Origin of the sequence: Acinetobacter sp. GG2 (assembly GCF_000292385.1) — a bacterium.
Lineage (GTDB): Bacteria > Pseudomonadota > Gammaproteobacteria > Pseudomonadales > Moraxellaceae > Acinetobacter > Acinetobacter seifertii.
The window spans coordinates 386,271-400,548 of record NZ_ALOW01000040.1 but is presented as its reverse complement, the minus strand read 5'-3'; the positions used below and the strand labels follow the sequence as shown (position 1 = coordinate 400,548).

Below are 14,278 nucleotides of genomic sequence, written 5' to 3'. Positions count from 1 at the left end.
GCTCTTAATGGCTTTAAGAAGTCTTATATTAAATAATTATTTTATTTATATTGTTTGGATAAGTAACAATTGAGTTTAATCTACGAAGAGTAGATAATTATTATCATTATTAAAATAATATGAACCTAACACATTATTTTAGTTCTAAAGTGGACTTTGCAATAAGGAGCAATGAATGCCAAATCCTTCTCGGTTAAGACACTTTAGAATAGTGTTACTTTTGACTCCAGCTTTATCATTAATAAGTGGTTGCAGTGATACAGCATTTCATAAAAATAATAAGCCTACAGTTATTTCTTCAAGTATTGCGAAATCTTATCCTGAGCCAGATACATACTTGGGTGAAAAGCTGCAACCAAATGAAAAGTTAGTGGCTCAGCAAATATCCACAGTTATTGAAGAATCTATCCGAAAAGAATACTCACCCGGCAAAGCCTTAAGAGATGCACATCCTAAAGCACATGGCTGTGTTCGTGCCGAATTTCATGTACTTAAAAATATTCCAACTCAACTTGCAAAAGGTGTATTTGTTCCCGATAAAAGCTATGAGGCATGGATTCGTTTTTCAAATGCATCTAACGATGCTTCTCAAGCAGATATTGAAAAAGATGCCCGCGGCATGGCTATAAAAGTCTTAGGTGTACCGGGTGACAAAATTTTAGAGAGTGAAAAGGAAGCGACAACTCAAGATTTTATCATGATCAATCATCCAGTCTTTTTTGTAAATGACGGTCAAAGATATCTTTCATTTATTCATGATGTGAACAATAAGGGTTTCTTTAATAAACTCCACATTCCTTTTGCCCTAGGTTTTAAAGGAACAATCAATGCTTTAGGAGCTCGTAATTCTAAAATTTCCAATCCACTCTATGCACGTTATTGGTCTATGGTGCCCTATCAATTAGGATTAGGTAATGACCGTCAAGCTGTTAAATATTCAGTAAGAAATTGCTCGGCGGTGTCCCCAGCTTTCCCTGATCATCCAAGCCATAATTTTTTAAGAGATGCTTTAAAAGATACTTTGCAGAAGCAAGATGTTTGTATGGAATTTTTAATACAGCCAAGAACTTCAAATAAAATGCAAGTTGAAGATGCAATGACTGAGTGGAAAGAAACGGAAGCACCGTTTTACCAAGTTGCGACTCTTCATATACCAAAACAGAGCTTTGATACACCTGAACAAAATCAATTTTGTGAAAATCTCTCTTTTACGCCGTGGCATGCTTTACCTGAGCATAAGCCTTTAGGTGGAATAAATAGAATGCGTAAAATTATTTACGAAGATATAAGTAGAACTAGACATGAGATGAATTCTGCTCTACGTCAAGAACCGTGAAAAATTAGCTCAACTTAACAAAATTTTGAATAAAAAAACCGCCCCAGAAGGCGGTTGCTGAATTTTAACAGCGATACATAGAAGTGTGGTGGAAACACTTCTATATTCTTTAAATTATTTTCTTTCTTTTACCATTTTTTTAAAATCTTCCGATTTAAAGTACTTAATGATCAGTTCACCATCATCATTTTTCTGTGCAGTTTCTGACGAATTTTTATAGTGGTCAAACTCACTATTAAACTTAAAATCTGGGGGAATTAACTTTGAAATAGACGGAAGTCTAGTTTCTCCACCAGTAGTGATTCTTTCAATGAATCCTGCTAGCCATAAAATATACTCATCTTTATTTTTATAACTAGGCATCAAACTAATATCAATTTTAACGGTGCACTGATCTAGTGGTTTAGTTAGACACTCTTCAAAATCAATGAAGTTATATTTAAGCTTAAATTTGGTGTCTTTAATTTCTTTACGAATCACTGCTATTAAGTTGTTTAGGTGTTCGGTGGGAATATTTGAAAAAAGATCTTGATCTTTAAATCTTTTATAAACCTTTTCAGCAATCATCAAATATTGGGGCATGTCCTATCTCCTTTTTACCTTCCTTCTTGGTCGGTTGCTTACTCAGCCTTTTAAAGAAGTATGATACAAAACATGTGTTTTCTTGTGATTCTTAAACATCTAAATGTAATTAATGTGTAGTTGTGAAATTTTATTGATAAATAATTCACAGTATTTTGGCTGAAGATGTGGTGTGTCTCGGTTTTTAACGGTAAATTTTTAGTGTTGGTAATAGCAGCTTTCAAAATACTTAACTACATCAATTTAAAAAAAGAAGATAATCATTTTTAACTTTTGATTATCTTCCCTTATGTTTAAATCAATTTTCTAAATATATTGATGTGCTTCGCTTGGGAAAGAACCTTCTTTTACAGCTTTAACATATTCTTTAATAGCAGACTCAATACTTGATTGTCCTTCCATAAAATTTTTCACAAATTTTGCCGGCTTATCGTTTAAACCCAACATATCATGTAAGACCAGTACTTGAGCATCTGTATCGGCACCAGCACCAATTCCAATCACTGGTATAGAAACCGATTGACTGATTTGTGTTGCAACAGTAGAAGGTACACATTCAATCAACAGCATTGCTGCTCCAGCTTCTTCTAAATGCTTTGCTGTATTAATTAAATTTTTTGCTTGGTCTTCAGTTTTACCTTGAACTTTAAATCCACCCAAAACATTTACAGATTGAGGTGTTAATCCAATATGAGCACATACAGGTACGCCATTTTGAGTTAATTTATGAATTGATTCAGCAAGCCATGAATCTCCTTCGATTTTTACCATATGTGCTCCCGCTTGCATTAAAAGGCCAGCATTTTTTAGCGCATCTTTCAGCGTTCCATAGGTCATAAATGACATATCAGAAATAATAAATGCGTTAGTATTTCCGCTTTTAACACAAGCAGTGTGATATACCATTTGTTCAGTTGTTACAGGTAAAGTGCTGTCATATCCCTGTAATACCATACCTAAAGTATCTCCAACTAGCAAAACGTCTACTCCTGCATTATTTGCGACCTTAGCAAAGGTAGAGTCATAACAAGTCAGAACAGCTATTTTTTGTTTTTGTTCTTTCATAGCTTTTAATGTCGTTAAAGTTATCGTTTTCATAGCTAGTGATTCTAATCTTTAAAGAAGGATTTAAAGGTTAGTCTTTTTTGAAAGGTAAAATTTACTAAAAAATAATATATAAAATAACAACATTAGAAAAATCTTCTAAAGATGAGGTAAAAATTAATTTATTTTTCTTTATTATATTGATTAATATAATTAAGATTTTTTTCTTAATTTATGAATTATTATCAAAGTATTATGCCCCTTTTATTTTAAAGTTTTTATTTTACAACTATTAAATTTAACTTGAGTATTTAAAAAGATTTAATTAAAAAAAATTATATATATTAAATATATAGGTGTGTTTTTAACATTGTAAAAGATAAGCTTCACTTCTATTTTTTCCGCTTTCTTTTTAGTTTCATAAAAATATGCAAAAAATAGTCAAATTGGTAATGTTAACCAAAATATATGACTAAATTTCATCAGATGTACGAGCAATATAGTACTATGGCCTTAAGTGCTTGGGGTTTTACGGATTTACCTTCTTATACAGATAGATACGATCCTAATGAGAAAGATATAGTGATAAAGACAAATAGCTGGTTGAATGATGATGCAGCAGAAGAAAAAACGCGTCAGGGTCTTACCGCCTTTGTAGCCCTCGATGATGCATTTATGAGTATCGCCTCACGTATATATGTCATTAGAAATGCCAAGGAAAGTATAGATCTACAATATTATATTTGGACTAATGATTTTGTGGGTAACCTGATTCTGCATGAGTTACTTAAAGCAGCAGATCGAGGAATAAAAGTTCGACTGTTAATTGATGATCAAAACGGTATAAAGCTTGATGGCATATTAAGAAGTCTTTTACAGCACTCTAACTTTGAAATCAGACTCTTTAATCCTTATAAATTTAGATACTTAAGAATATTTGATTATATTTTTCGCTTCAAAAAAGTGAATCACCGCATGCATAATAAACTTATTATTGCGGATGCCACGATTGCAGTAACAGGCGGTAGAAATATTAGTAGTGAATACTTTGAAGCAAGTAGTAAGTTTCAATTTACTGATATGGATATTTTGTTCTATGGAGATGCTGTAAGACATGCCCAAGCTGTATTTACTGATTTTTGGGAAAATACCTTAAGTGTAAATGCAACTGATATTATTGGAACTTGTGCTGAGCATCATTTAAAAGCTCTAAGAGAGCATTATGAACAATTACATCATGAAGGCCAAAGCCTCACAGAAGATAAGCTTTATGATGCCCAGAGTTATTTAAAAGAGCTCTTAGAGCATAATCCTATTCAGTGGTCTAAAGCACACTTTGTAGCAGACTCACCCAAGAAGATTTTAGGAACAGCAACTGAACATGAAATGCTATATGGGCAAGTCATGTCTATTATGGGTAAACCTAAGCAGCATTTAGAATTAGCTTCGGCTTATTTTGTACCAACCCAACAAGGTACATATTACTTAAAACAACTACGAGTTGAAGGAATTAAAGTTCGCGCGTTAACCAACTCTTTTGCCGCAAATGATGTTGCGATCGTACATGCTTTTTATAGTCAATACCGCGTAGAAATGCTTAAAAATGGTGTTGAGCTTTATGAGTTTAAACCTGTGCTAGAACGGCGGCGTAGAACTTGGTACGAAATTGTAACGGGTAGCGTTATACCAGCAAAAGGTAAAAATAAATCCAGTTTGCATGCTAAATTTTTTGATGTAGACGGCAAAGTATTTATTGGTTCTTTTAACTTTGACCCCCGCTCTACCTATTTAAATACCGAAGTTGGCTTAGTGATTGAGTCTAATCAATTACAAACCCAAATTTCCGTTATGTTAGATCAACACCTAACTCAAGTGGCCTATCAACTGAAATTAAATAGTGAAGGACAAATTATCTGGCTCGATTATCAGTCGAATGGGCAAGTGATTGAATATAATAAAGACCCGGGGACTAGCCGCTTTCAACGAACAATGATTAAAGCTGTTTCTTACCTGCCTATTGAATGGATGATGTAATTTTTCAATATTACAAGAATCCGATTTTATTAAAGAATTGTTGATAGGCTTCTGCTTTTTTCTCAAGAGCTAATGGATATGCTCTAGAAGAAGATGGTAACCGATATAAATCAATATTGCGGTCTGCAAAGTAAGTTGATGTAGATGTCCCAATTAAAGGTTTTTCCGTATTTTCAGGTAAAACCGAAATTAAGGTATCAGTTGCTTTATCACCTGTCGTCATAATTGTCTGGCACAAAGGAATTTGCTGAAGTAAAGCAGCCAAGTCTGTTGGAGCCACAATTTCCAGAAATTTATCGGAAGCATTACCCTTGAGGCGTTTAATTTGATAAGCCGTATCGAAAATAGCAATACCTGTTTCAGTTAAAAACTCTCGGATACGTTCTTCATTAAATGTTTTTTGATTTTCACTTAAGAAATAGGTTTTATCTTTGAAAAAAATTAGGCCAAAAATTCTCCACATGTCATTTTGAAAATTTGGATAATAAAAATCCATCTTCCATTTATTACGAGGTGGTGGAAAACTCCCTAGCATTAGTAAACGAGCATTTTCAGGTAAAAATGGTTGTAGTGGATGGGTTTCTATCTCAATTATCATAAAAAATCAGTATTTACTTCAAAGTTTATAAATAACTTAACGCATTTTCAGATTAATCACGAGTCAATAAATGCAAATTCTGTTAATCAAAACGTTAAGTTACTTCATTTGACTCTTGTTGAGGTATGCTGATTTTAAAAATGCTATGTGAGTTCTCGTTGATGTAATCTACCCTTCCTTTATGTGCAATCACTAGCGCTTGTACAACCGAAAGCCCTAAACCAGTTCCACCTAATTCTTTATTTCTTGACTGCTCGAGCCGAAAAAAAGGATTAAATAATTCTTTATGGTGCTCAGCTGAAATGCCTGGGCCTTCATCTTCTATTTCTAGGACCCAATCATGTTGATGATATTGGGTTGAAATTTTTAAGTTACCCGGATTTGCATATCGCGTAGCATTATCAAGTAAAGCAATTAAAACTTGTTCTATCCGTCTGTGATCGCATTTCACTTCTGGCGCTTGAATATTGAAAGCTACTTTGAGTTGAGCAGTTTGTAGTTTTTCTTGAAACATGTGCACGACTTTATAGGCAGTCTCATTAAAATTAATCGTTTCAATATTAAGTCTGAGTTGTTGGTTTTCAAAAAGGCTTAAAGTGCGTAAGTCTTCCACAAGGTTGGATAAGCCTTCAACTTGACTCAGTAAATTTTTAAATAAAACCGGATCTGGTTTAAAAACACCATCGATAATACCCTGTAGCCGTCCTTGTAAAATGGTGACAGGTGTTCGTAACTCATGGGCAATCGCAGCATTCCAGACATGAGCGTTCTGTACAGAAGTTTCAAGCTTTTGTGCCATATCATTAAAATTATGCATGAGTTCAGCAATTTCAGAAGTATGATGCATAGAGCTTTCTACACGTGCAGTTAAATCACCCTGACTAATTTTTTTTGCTGCATCTGCTAGTAGGTTAATTGGCACAATAAAACGTTGAGCTAGCTTAATACCCAAAATAATGGAAAATGCCGTACCAAATAGAAGTACGGCGAACAGCCATATGCCGTCTAAGTAGTGAAAAAACTCATCGCTCTCTTTTAATTTTTTAAGAGAAATAAGACCGACTTCGATCGCAACATAATAAGTACCATAACCTAATATGAGCGAACTCAACGTAACAATTAGGCTGGTAAAGCTAAGTGCTATAATCAGTTGTTTACTAATGCCTGTTTTATTTTTCATGCGGATTATCCAAACGGTAGCCTACTCCACGAACATTAATCAGCATGTTCTCTAAACCTAGCTCTTCCATTTTCTTTCGTAGCTTACTGACATGGCTATCAACAGTACGTTCAAGAGCATCTCGATCTGGTAAGCAATGATTCATCAGTTCCGAGCGGGTAAAAACTTTATATGGATGAGGTAGCATCAACAGCAAAATTTTGTATTCAGTTAGGGTCAAATTAAGCGCTTGTTGCTTGTTATCTAAATATATATAGGCAGTATGTATTTCAGTATTTACTTCAATATTTTTATAAATCAGATTTCGGTTAGACATTTGCTGATTTTGTTGGGTGCGCCGTAATACTGCTTGTACGCGTGCAACCACTTCATTGGGATTAAATGGTTTTACGACAAAGTCATCTGCCCCAATTCTTAGAGCCATGACTTTATCAATTTCTTGATCTAAAGCAGTCAACATAATTACAGGTGTGGCTGCTTTTTGTCGAATTTTATTTAGAACTTCCCATCCACTTAATTCGGGCATTTTTATATCGAGTATGACCAAATCAATAGCTTGAGTTGCATGTATTTCAATGGCTTGTTTACCATTCATGGCACGCACAACACGCATGCCTTCACGTTTTAAATAATGCTCAATTATATCGCCAATATCATAGTCATCTTCTACCACAAGAATAAGCTTATCCTGACAATTAAACGTAAAGGTTGACTCAAACATAGCAAAAAAACGCGATAAAAATTTGATTTATGATACGCGTATTTTTTCTTAAGTCTCCACACTTTTTCCACATATTAGTGATTTTGGTTACACACACATCAAAAATAATGCCAGCATCTAGAAGTCCATTAGGTGTTACAAAAGTGCAGAAGCATTTTTTAGTTCCATTCATATTCTCAATTAGTCTTGTTTTGCATGGCTGTGGTAAAGAACAAGCGACAGATCAAACACAAGCGCAAGAAGCTAAAGTCACCGTTTTAGCAATTCAGCCACAGTCTGTGAACTTTAGTGAAAATCTACCTGCACGTGTTCAGGCTTTCCGTACAGCCGAAATTCGTCCTCAGGTAGGCGGTATTGTTGAAAAAGTTCTGTTCACCCAAGGTAGTGAAGTCAAGGCAGGACAACCTTTATATAAAATAAACTCGGAAATTTTTGAAGCTGATGTAAATAGTAATCGAGCAGGCCTAAATAAAGCAGAAGCAGAAGTTAATCGTTTAAAAGTACAACTTGAACGCTATCAACAACTCTTACCAAGCAACGCAATTAGTAAGCAAGAAGTAAGTAATGCCGAGTCGCAATATCGACAAGCGATTGCAGATGTTGCCCAAATGAAAGCTTTGCTGGCTCGTCAAAATCTAAATTTACAGTACGCCACAGTACGAGCACCAATTTCAGGCCGTATTGGTAAATCGTTTGTGACCGAAGGTGCTCTAGTCAGCCAAGCTGATAGCAATACAATGGCTACCATTCAACAAATTGACCGTGTTTATGTCGATGTAAAACAATCTATTGGTGAATATGAGCGCTTAAAGGAAGCTTTACAAAGTGGCGAGTTATCTGCCAACAATCAAAAAGGTGTACAAATCTTAAATAGTTTAGGACAGCCTTATAACGTATCGGCAAAAATGCTTTTCGAAGATATTAATGTTGACCCTGAAACTGGTGATGTCACTATCCGTATTGAAGTGTCTAATCCTGAACGAAAATTATTACCGGGCATGTATGTTCGCGTCAACATTGAACGCGCCTCTGTTCCTCAGGCTTTACTTGTTCCAGAACAAGCTATTCAGCGCAATATGAACGGCGACCCACAAGTTTATGTTGTAAATGCCAAAGGTATTGCAGATGTACGCCCTGTAGAGCTAGGCCAACAATATCAACAATTTTATCTCATCAATAAAGGTCTAAATGCTGGAGATAAAGTTGTGGTTGAAGGGATTGAGCGTATTCAGCCCAACCAAAAGCTAGCAATTTCAGCATGGAAAGCCGCTTCGGCAACAAATACGGTGAAGCAAGGAGATGCTAAATGATGTCTCAATTCTTTATTCGCCGTCCTGTTTTTGCATGGGTAATTGCGATTTTTATTATTTTATTTGGTGTACTGAGTATTCCAAAGTTGCCCATTGCACGCTTTCCAAGTGTTGCACCTCCTCAAGTGAATATTACGGCAAGCTATCCTGGCGCTACTCCTAAAACAATTAATGATAGTGTTATTACCCTCATTGAACGGGAAATGTCTGGAGTAAAAAATTTACTCTACTATAGCGCTACAACTGATTCGTCAGGAACTGCTGAAATTACTGCGACATTTAAGCCCGGTACTGATGTCGATATGGCTCAGGTCGACGTACAAAATAAGATTAAAGCGGTTGAAGCCCGCTTACCGCAAGTTGTTCGTCAACAAGGTTTAGCAGTCGAAGCATCATCTTCAGGTTTTTTAATGCTGGTCGGTTTAAACTCACCTAATCATCGTTATTCAGAAGTCGATTTAAGTGATTACTTGGTCCGCAATGTGGTTGAAGAACTTAAACGTGTTGAAGGTGTTGGCAAAATTCAGTCTTTTGGTGCTGAAAAAGCGATGCGGATTTGGGTGGACCCAAACAAATTGGTTTCTTATGGACTCTCAATTAGTGATGTAAACAATGCGATTCGCAGCAATAACATTGATATTGCACCAGGTCGGCTTGGTGACCGCCCTTTAGTCAACGGGCAGCTAATAACAGTGCCGTTATCTGCTCAAGGTCAACTCGAAACAGTTGAACAGTTTAAAAACATTAGTTTAAAGAGCAATATTAGCGGTGCTCATATTAAGTTATCTGATGTAGCCGATGTAGAAATGGGCGCACAATCATATAACTTCGCAATTTTAGAAAATGGTAAGCCTGCGACGGCTGCGGCAATTCAGCTTAGTCCTGGTGCAAATGCAGTAAAAACAGCTGATGCAGTAAAACAGAAACTTGATGAATTAAAACCAAACCTGCCTGAAGGTATGCAATTTAGTATTCCTTATGACACTGCACCTTTTGTTAAAATCTCGATAGAAAAAGTAGTTCATACATTACTTGAAGCCATGGCGCTGGTTTTCATTGTGATGTATGTATTTCTTCATAATGTTCGCTACACCTTAATCCCTGCGATTGTAGCGCCAATTGCCCTGCTCGGTACCTTTACCATCATGCTTTTGACAGGTTACTCAATTAATGTGTTGACCATGTTCGGTATGGTGCTTGCAATCGGGATTATTGTCGATGACGCAATTGTGGTGGTGGAGAATGTTGAACGGATTATGGCAACTGAAGGCTTATCGCCCAAAGAGGCTACCTCTAAGGCCATGACAGAGATTACCAGCCCGATTATTGGTATTACCTTAGTGTTGGCGGCTGTATTTCTACCTATGGCTTTGGCAAGTGGTTCGGTCGGCATTATCTATCGTCAGTTTACGATTACCATGTCGGTTTCAATTTTATTCTCGGCATTTTTAGCTTTAACCCTCACTCCCGCACTTTGTGCAACCTTGCTAAAACCAATTGATGCTCATCATCAAAAAAAAGGGTTTTTCGCATGGTTTGATCGAAGCTTTGATAAAGTCACAAAAAAGTATGAAGTTATTCTGCTAAAAGTTGTTAAGCATACAATTCCGACTCTAATCATTTTTGTTGTGATTACAGGTTTGACGTTTGCTGGTATGAGATATTGGCCAACCGCTTTTATGCCTGAAGAAGATCAGGGCTGGTTTTTAACTTCGTTCCAATTGCCTTCAGATGCAACTGCTGAACGCACTCAAAAAATTGTTAAAGAATTTGAAGATCATTTAAATGAACAGTCCGATGTAACAAGCAATATTTCAATTATGGGTTGGGGATTTAGTGGTGCTGGTCAAAACGTTGCGCTCGCTTTTACAACCTTAAAAGATTTTGGTGAACGTAATAAATCTACAACCGACTATACCAATTTCGTTAATACAGAAATGGCGAAAAGTAAGGAAGGTACAACGATGTCAGTACTTCCTCCAGCCATTGATGAATTAGGTACATCTTCGGGTTTTAGTTTGCGCTTACAAGATAAAGCAAATTTAGGAATGCCAGCTTTAATCGCAGCACAAACAAAACTCATGGAAATGGCGGCTCAAAACAAAAAGTTTTATATGGTTTACCCTGAAGGTTTGCCACAAGGCGACAATATTAGCTTGAAAATAGACCGTGAGAAATTAAATACCTTAGGCGTAAGCTTTGCTTCTGTTTCAGATATTATTTCGACTTCTATGGGGTCTATGTATATCAATGACTTCCCAAATCAGGGTCGTATGCAGCAAGTTATTGTTCAAGCCAATGCACAATCGCGCATGCATTTAAAAGATATTTTGAGCTTGAAAGTTGCTGGGGCAAATGAACAACTGGTGTCTTTATCTGAGGTGGTCACTCCGCAGTGGAACAAGTTGCCGCAGCAATATAATCGCTATAATGGCCGTCCTTCATTAAGTATTGCTGGGGTTCCTAATATTGGAGTTTCTTCAGGCGATGCAATGCGAGAAATGGAAAAATTGATTGCTAAGCTTCCTCAAGGCATTGGCTATGAATGGACGGGTATTTCTTTGCAGGAAAAACAGTCTGAATCGCAAATGGCATTTCTTATTGCTTTATCGATGTTGGTCGTGTTTTTAGTGTTAGCTGCACTTTATGAAAGCTGGTCAATTCCGCTTTCAGTTATGTTGGTTGTTCCTTTGGGTATTTTTGGTGCTATTTTAGCGATTATGCTAAGAGGAATGCCAAATGATATTTTCTTCAAAATTGGTCTGATTACCATTATTGGTTTATCTGCAAAAAATGCGATCTTAATTGTTGAGTTCGCAAAAATGCTCAAAGAAGAAGGTATGAGCTTAATTGAAGCAGCAGTTGCGGCAGCAAAGTTACGTTTACGTCCAATTTTAATGACTTCTCTTGCCTTTACTTTTGGTGTGATTCCGCTGGTAATTGCAAGTGGTGCAAGTTCTGAAACCCAGCATGCGTTAGGGACTGGCGTGTTTGGAGGTATGATTTCTGCGACAATTCTGGCTATATTTTTCGTACCGGTCTTCTTTATTTTTGTATTGGGAGCAGCCGAAAAACTATTTTTAAAGAAGAAAAATAATCTATAAAACACATTGAGGCGGAACCCTTTGTAGTTTCGCCTCAATCATTTCTTTTATATTCATCTAAAGCCAAATTATTTAAGAGTTTAATACCTTAAAGACTTTACCTGTTCTAGGATGAGCAAAGGTATTGTCTTGATCCAAATTGATGACTTTGTCTGAAATCACAATCTTAGAAAGAGGTAACCAGTTTTGTTGTATTTCACTTGAAGCCAAATTTTTTTCAAATGTATTTTCGAAAATTTGTTCTACTACAATTTCCATACCGCACATACTTTTCGCATTAACTTCTTTTAAAATATGACGTTTAGACATTTTAGTCTCCATTTTCTTATTCTTAACATAAAAAATAATAGAGTTTGTTTTGCTACAATGTGTAAAGTTTAACATTTAAAGTGTTCTTTTTGTTTTATTAAATATGTCTCAAATAATTAAAGAATAATAAAATTTTATATAACATGAAATTTATTTTTAAATTAACTTATTAGTCTTATTTTTATTTTAGATAAAGTTAATTTTAAATATTAGAAGGGTTCACTGATGAACCCTTATGAAATTTTAAACTTGTACAGCATTATCGAGTGAACCATCATCTTTAACTTTGTTATTATCTTTATTAATTAATGAGTCAGTGTCACTATCTGTGCTAAAGCTCTTACTATTTTTCTGCTTTTTCTTGTACATGCACATGCCAATTGCAATACCTGTTCCTAGTACTAAAATTGATTTTAACATTTTACACCTCTTCAATCGACGGAGAAACTTTTTATAAATCAGCTTAAATTAATAGCACATTCTTTGTTATTTAAGGGCTTTGATTTGAACCGCTTTTGTAAGGTATTAAATTTTTATGTTAATTGAAGAGTGTAATAGTTTCAAAAATAAATTTTGATACAAAGCAGAAAGCCTATTCTAAAAAAGAATAGGCTTTCTACTGTATTTCAGGATTAAGCAGTATTATTAATTGCTTGAAGCAATCTTATTTATCTTTGAATACAACTTAAATGTATTTAATGCTGAACTTTTAGTCAAGATAGTAAAGAGATGATTTGCAGTTAATTGGTAAATCCTGTGATGAAATTCTCATTTTTTCATAAGCAATAAAAAACGCCCATTTCTACTTCTCAAGAAAAAATGGGCGCAAGTGAAAACCACTAAAGACCTGAAATACCAAATGTTCTTACATTCAGTAATATTGATTCTAGTTAATTTACCGAATGGTTGACAATTAAACCAGTTGTACTTTTTCTAGTCATTTCGGCCAATAAAAAATGTAAAATAATTCGCTATTTTCAATAAGTTTAGCGATAGATTATTCATCTAAAATACGATTGAGCACAGTCAACCAGTTAGAAAAACAGATTTTTTCTATGATTTCATGCGAATAGTGCCTTTTTTGCATTCTCTCGATGAGTAGGTGTAGTCCCCTTACATCTTCAATTTCATGACTAATGAGCGCTCCATCAAAGTCGGAACCAAAACCAACATGATCTATCCCTATTTCGTCTATTAAATATTCTAGATGTTCTAAAATGATATCAATGGACGTGTTTGCATCACGCTGTCCATCTTTACGTAAAAATGCGACATCAAAATTTAATCCAACTATCCCTTTAGAGTCTCTGATCGCTTTGAGTTGCTCATCTGTTAGATTTCTGGCCTGTGGACATAAGGCATGGACATTCGAATGAGTCGCGACAATGGGCTGTTGAAGAATGTTAGCGGTATCCCAAAAAGCTTTTTCGTTCATATGGGATACATCAACCACCATTTTTTTATCAGCACAGCGCTTTATAAATGCTTTGCCCTCGTGTGTAAGACCTATCCCTGTATCAGGAGAATGGGGAAACTTAGCGTTTAAACCATGTCCAAAACGACTGGGTCTATTCCAAAGCGGCCCGATGCTACGAAGCCCTGCATCATAAAATACATCGAGTAAATCTGGATTAAGTTGTAGTGCTTCGGCACCTTCCATATGCAATACAATCGCTAACTTTTGTTTTGCTAAGCAGTGCTGAATATCCTGAACAGTTGTGCAAATTTGAATATCGTTAGAATATTCGGCCAGTTGTTTTGCTAAATCGAGTTGTTCCAGACAAATTTGTTCAATTTGCTGTTGGGTGAAGTCAGATGTGTTTTGGTCAAATAGTTTGTTGGGATGATGCTGCTTAACATAGTGAAAAGGCGGCAAGAAAATAGCAAACATGCCGCCAATAAAACCCGCTTCTTGACAGCGTTTTAAATCGAGATGCCCTGCTAAGCGTTCCTGAATAAAAGCCTGAGCAGGATTGCGATGATCGCTTAACCAAAGGCGCGTTAGTACATCGTTATGACCATCAAAAACAGGAACTGAGTTATGGTTCATATTTACGTTC

12 protein-coding genes are annotated in these 14,278 nt (G+C 35.7%); 4 read left to right on the top strand and 8 right to left on the bottom strand.

Annotated features, from left to right (window positions below):
* Positions 1–175: 175 nt before the first annotated feature.
* Complete coding sequence (locus B554_RS0117960; protein WP_019459154.1) at positions 176–1,336, top strand: catalase family protein; 1,161 nt, start codon at positions 176–178, stop codon at positions 1,334–1,336.
* Positions 1,337–1,450: 114 nt separating this feature from the next.
* On the opposite strand, the gene B554_RS0117955 is transcribed toward B554_RS0117960, so the two are convergent.
* Positions 1,451–1,918 carry a hypothetical protein gene (locus tag B554_RS0117955; RefSeq protein WP_019459153.1) on the bottom strand — a complete coding sequence of 156 codons (468 nt, stop codon included), beginning with the start codon at positions 1,916–1,918 and terminating at the stop codon, positions 1,451–1,453.
* Positions 1,919–2,224: 306 nt separating this feature from the next.
* Positions 2,225–3,016, bottom strand: coding sequence for a 3-methyl-2-oxobutanoate hydroxymethyltransferase (panB, locus tag B554_RS0117950; protein WP_019459152.1), 792 nt, complete (start codon positions 3,014–3,016; stop codon positions 2,225–2,227).
* 414 nt (positions 3,017–3,430) lie between these two features.
* Between panB and B554_RS0117945 the strand changes: the two genes are divergently transcribed.
* Positions 3,431–4,996, top strand: a complete 1,566-nt coding sequence (locus B554_RS0117945) for a phospholipase D family protein (RefSeq protein ID WP_019459151.1) — start codon at positions 3,431–3,433, stop codon at positions 4,994–4,996.
* A 10-nt stretch (positions 4,997–5,006) separates the two neighbouring features.
* Here the strand turns inward: B554_RS0117945 and B554_RS0117940 are convergent, their stop codons facing one another.
* The 3 genes from B554_RS0117940 to adeR all read right to left on the bottom strand — a co-directional run bounded on the left by B554_RS0117940 (position 5,007) and on the right by adeR (position 7,495).
* Positions 5,007–5,594 carry a uracil-DNA glycosylase family protein gene (locus B554_RS0117940; protein ID WP_019459150.1) on the bottom strand — a complete coding sequence of 196 codons (588 nt, stop codon included), beginning with the start codon at positions 5,592–5,594 and terminating at the stop codon, positions 5,007–5,009.
* A gap of 94 nt (positions 5,595–5,688) precedes the next feature.
* The gene (gene adeS, locus B554_RS0117935) at positions 5,689–6,774 is read right to left on the bottom strand and encodes a two-component sensor histidine kinase AdeS (protein WP_019459149.1); all 1,086 of its coding nucleotides are present in this window, start codon (positions 6,772–6,774) and stop codon (positions 5,689–5,691) included.
* Positions 6,764–7,495, bottom strand: coding sequence for an efflux system response regulator transcription factor AdeR (gene adeR, locus B554_RS0117930; protein WP_019459148.1), 732 nt, complete (start codon positions 7,493–7,495; stop codon positions 6,764–6,766). Before adeR ends, adeS begins: the two co-directional genes overlap by 11 nt.
* Before the next feature lie 143 nt (positions 7,496–7,638).
* On the opposite strand from adeR, the gene B554_RS0117925 reads away from it, so the two are divergent.
* Together B554_RS0117925 and B554_RS0117920 are read left to right on the top strand one after the other, a co-directional pair.
* Positions 7,639–8,805, top strand: coding sequence for an efflux RND transporter periplasmic adaptor subunit (locus tag B554_RS0117925; protein ID WP_025465274.1), 1,167 nt, complete (start codon positions 7,639–7,641; stop codon positions 8,803–8,805).
* On the top strand, positions 8,802–11,909 hold the full coding sequence (locus B554_RS0117920; protein WP_019459146.1) for an efflux RND transporter permease subunit: 3,108 nt from the start codon (positions 8,802–8,804) through the stop codon (positions 11,907–11,909). Before B554_RS0117925 ends, B554_RS0117920 begins: the two co-directional genes overlap by 4 nt.
* A gap of 72 nt (positions 11,910–11,981) precedes the next feature.
* Here the strand turns inward: B554_RS0117920 and B554_RS0117915 are convergent, their stop codons facing one another.
* The 3 genes from B554_RS0117915 to B554_RS0117905 all read right to left on the bottom strand — a co-directional run bounded on the left by B554_RS0117915 (position 11,982) and on the right by B554_RS0117905 (position 14,268).
* Positions 11,982–12,218 carry a hypothetical protein gene (locus B554_RS0117915; RefSeq protein WP_019459145.1) on the bottom strand — a complete coding sequence of 79 codons (237 nt, stop codon included), beginning with the start codon at positions 12,216–12,218 and terminating at the stop codon, positions 11,982–11,984.
* Between the two features lie 243 nt (positions 12,219–12,461).
* Positions 12,462–12,638, bottom strand: a complete 177-nt coding sequence (locus B554_RS0117910; RefSeq protein ID WP_019459144.1) for a hypothetical protein — start codon at positions 12,636–12,638, stop codon at positions 12,462–12,464.
* 577 nt (positions 12,639–13,215) lie between these two features.
* Positions 13,216–14,268 (bottom strand): dipeptidase, encoded by a 1,053-nt coding sequence (locus B554_RS0117905; protein WP_025465273.1) that lies wholly within the window; start codon positions 14,266–14,268, stop codon positions 13,216–13,218.
* Positions 14,269–14,278: the final 10 nt, after the last annotated feature.

What these genes read in the sequence shown, in the direction of transcription:
- B554_RS0117960 (WP_019459154.1), top strand. Translation starts at nt 176, where the DNA reads ATGCCAAATCCTTCTCGGTTAAGACACTTTAGAATAGTGTTACTTTTG.
- B554_RS0117955 (WP_019459153.1), bottom strand. Translation starts at nt 1,918, where the DNA reads ATGCCCCAATATTTGATGATTGCTGAAAAGGTTTATAAAAGATTTAAA.
- panB (WP_019459152.1), bottom strand. Translation starts at nt 3,016, where the DNA reads ATGAAAACGATAACTTTAACGACATTAAAAGCTATGAAAGAACAAAAA.
- B554_RS0117945 (WP_019459151.1), top strand. Translation starts at nt 3,431, where the DNA reads ATGACTAAATTTCATCAGATGTACGAGCAATATAGTACTATGGCCTTA.
- B554_RS0117940 (WP_019459150.1), bottom strand. Translation starts at nt 5,594, where the DNA reads ATGATAATTGAGATAGAAACCCATCCACTACAACCATTTTTACCTGAA.
- adeS (WP_019459149.1), bottom strand. Translation starts at nt 6,774, where the DNA reads ATGAAAAATAAAACAGGCATTAGTAAACAACTGATTATAGCACTTAGC.
- adeR (WP_019459148.1), bottom strand. Translation starts at nt 7,495, where the DNA reads ATGTTTGAGTCAACCTTTACGTTTAATTGTCAGGATAAGCTTATTCTT.
- B554_RS0117920 (WP_019459146.1), top strand. Translation starts at nt 8,802, where the DNA reads ATGATGTCTCAATTCTTTATTCGCCGTCCTGTTTTTGCATGGGTAATT.
- B554_RS0117915 (WP_019459145.1), bottom strand. Translation starts at nt 12,218, where the DNA reads ATGTCTAAACGTCATATTTTAAAAGAAGTTAATGCGAAAAGTATGTGC.
- B554_RS0117910 (WP_019459144.1), bottom strand. Translation starts at nt 12,638, where the DNA reads ATGTTAAAATCAATTTTAGTACTAGGAACAGGTATTGCAATTGGCATG.
- B554_RS0117905 (WP_025465273.1), bottom strand. Translation starts at nt 14,268, where the DNA reads ATGAACCATAACTCAGTTCCTGTTTTTGATGGTCATAACGATGTACTA.